This window comes from Mongoliibacter sp. (genome assembly GCF_007692705.1).
In the GTDB taxonomy this organism is placed as follows: Bacteria; Bacteroidota; Bacteroidia; order Cytophagales; family Cyclobacteriaceae; genus Mongoliibacter.
In genome coordinates this window covers 1-2809 of record NZ_REBN01000008.1, presented here as the reverse complement: position 1 = coordinate 2809, position 2809 = coordinate 1, and the positions used below count along the sequence as shown (strand labels likewise).

The following is a 2809-nucleotide window of genomic DNA, read 5'->3' as shown; positions in this document are numbered from 1 at the left end:
AAACACATGAAAAAGGATTATTTCTTCTCGAGTTGATAATTATTCACTAAAACCGAAGCTGAAATTTGAAGCGTCCGTTCCAATTCTCTAATCATTTCAACTGTCAAAAAGTTTTTAAATCTACAATGCGCTGCCAAAGTGAGTGTCCCTCACTTACTTCCTTTTTTTACTCCCACTGATTACGGAGATGACCGCAGATAATATCAAGGCTACCTATCAAAGAAAAATCTGCGCGTATCAGCGGAATCTGCGGGCTAAATTCATAGGCAATTCAGACCAACAATATTTGTCTCTATCCTGAGTTTTTACAATGAAATTTTGTTAAACAATTTCTTTTGCCTAACTTATAGCATGGATGTAAGAAAAAAACATACCAAAATCCCAAATAGCAGCAATATTTCGCTCCTCAACAGGAATGGGAATTTGCCAGGTAGTCAATTGCAATACCACAACCTCCACCAAATCAGCGAACAGAGCTCAGAACTTTTTGTAGAAGATTTGGACCAGGAAGAAAGCAACACCAATTCCAACCATTTGGTCTTGGCATTTCTTGGTTTCTTGGTTATTCTATCCATCTCCCTCTTTTTCCTATAAGTTTACTGAAAATCCATTTTACTCCCTTTAAAAGATTTGGAAGCTAAAACCAGACTGTTTTATATTGCTGGAAAAATAGACCTATGTTCTTTTACCTCTCTCAGTTTCTGAGTTTTTTGGCAATGCCCCTGACAATAATCATCCTGCTTTTTGCCGCAGGAATTATCCTTTATAAAAAATCATATGCGAAGAAGCTCTTGATCGCAGGATTTGCTTTATTGCTATTTTTCAGCAATCCATTTATTTCCAACTTGACCATGTTGGCTTGGGAACCTGAATTCAAAGCATTCGAAAACCTTCCCGAATACGAGTTGGGGATTGTACTCACCGGAGTGACCAATCTGGGAAAAACTGCTTTTGACAGGACTTTTTTTGACAAAGGAGCCGACAGGGTCACTCATGCGATTCAGTTGTACAAGTTAGGTAAAATCAAAAAAATACTCATCACGGGTGGGCAGGGACTCAATCCTGTAAACCCAAACACGGAAGCGGAATGGCTTCGTGATGTGATGCTATTGGCTGAAATTCCTGAAGAAGATATACTCATTGAAAACCAAGCCAAAAACACGTATCAAAATGCAGTTTTAGCAAAAGAGACATTATTGGAAAACGGTTATGACTTAGCCGAGGAATACTTGTTGATCACTTCGGCATTTCATATGAAAAGGTCTAAAGCTTGTTTTGACAAAGTCGGATTGCAGACCGTGACTTTTCCGGTAGATTATTACACCCATGATGTCAAAGTAGATATCCCAAATCTGCTCTATCCTAACCCAAACAGTATTTCCCTTTGGCATAAGCTGTTGAAAGAATGGATTGGAATAACAATGTATAAAATCGCAGGATATATCTAATCAGCTCTTTGGATCAATTTAAACTGCATGACTTCCTCGTCGATATCAGGATTATCTGGATGGTCGGTACTGTACCAGATTCCTTCTTGGTTTTCAAAAACATAATTTCCATTGGCTGCTTTTTCAGGAAGAATCAATTCCCCCAGCTTTTCAAAATTTTCATCCAAAAAAACCAGACCCCATTTAGACTGCAAAAACTGCCCATCAGCATCAATACCTCCTTCGGGACTTTCAGCAAACTTGGCATTCCTAACATAAATTTCCTGCTCAGGGAAATAGGTTACTGACTCGTAGATATCTGAATAGTTGATGATTTTCATAATCTCATTCATGTCCTCAAACATATCTGTTGAAGAAACTGGAAGGTCTTTGCTAAAGTCAGAAAGCATAGCAGGAAATTTCTTGGTCTCCCCATTATGGTAAACATAAATATTCCGATAATTATGGTTAATAATGATTTCATTATTTTTTCCCAAAGCCACGGATGTGGGAATAATCATCTTATTTAAATTATCTCCCAAAAATTCCAAATCAAACTTATTCAATTCTTTGTAGGTTCGATTTTCAATGTCATATTCCACCAGATTAGGCATGGTTGCAATCTCCTTTACGCTAAGATCTGTCCATTTAAATTGTAAGGGCATGGCTGGATGGTAGAGTTTATCACCTGATTTTACAAAAGCAAAAGTCATGGGTGAAACTCCCATTTTCATAAGCTCCTCAGTATTGAGGTCTTGGGAGTCAATGAGCTGGAATCTGGAATCTAGATGATATAGTTTTTCTGTCTGGGAAATCACCCAAAAACTACTGTCATTTTCCACAGAGATATCTGCCACTCCTCCGGCAATCCCATTTGGTCCTTCTTTTTCAAAAACAAAAGTCCCGAGTAATTCGAGCTTATTCTTATCATAAGAAGCCAAGGAATTCCTGCCATAATTAAAAAGAAAAATCCTTTCTTCGGTAGAAAAAAACTTATGACCAAAATGCCCCCAACCTTCGGGCAGTTTCAAGGAGATTGTTTCCTCAACAATTTCAAAAACCCATTGCGCGCCAGCAGTTTCATTATTTTTGGAGTTTTGACAGGCAAATAAAAGAAAAGACAAACTGATTAATAGGAAATAATTCTTAGTCATAAGAGTCAAAATTGCAGAAACCTAAATCTACTGAATAATTAGGTAAACACATAAAAATTTAACCACTACCTGCCGGTATCGGGAAAAGGAATCAAAGTCACTAAAGATTGATTACCCAGCTTTGGTTTTCTTTTGTCACTTTGTGGTTCATGAAAAAACAACTCTTATTGATATTTTTACCAAGTTGTCTCTTTCAGTTTTGGAAATGCACGGATAATATCAGAAAGG

3 protein-coding genes are annotated in these 2809 nt (G+C 37.3%); 2 read left to right on the top strand and 1 reads right to left on the bottom strand.

Translation table 11 applies throughout. From position 1 onward, the window contains the following. Positions 1-351 precede the first annotated feature (351 nt). Positions 352-594, top strand: a complete 243-nt coding sequence (locus tag EA341_RS00095) for a hypothetical protein (RefSeq protein ID WP_293010647.1) — start codon at positions 352-354, stop codon at positions 592-594. Between the two features lie 83 nt (positions 595-677). Then, positions 678-1448, top strand: a complete 771-nt coding sequence (locus EA341_RS00090) for a YdcF family protein (RefSeq protein ID WP_293010646.1) — start codon at positions 678-680, stop codon at positions 1446-1448. Here the strand turns inward: EA341_RS00090 and EA341_RS00085 are convergent. Further along, positions 1445-2581, bottom strand: coding sequence for a DUF4221 family protein (locus EA341_RS00085; RefSeq protein WP_293010645.1), 1137 nt, complete (start codon positions 2579-2581; stop codon positions 1445-1447). The genes EA341_RS00090 and EA341_RS00085 overlap by 4 nt on opposite strands. Positions 2582-2809 lie beyond the last annotated feature (228 nt).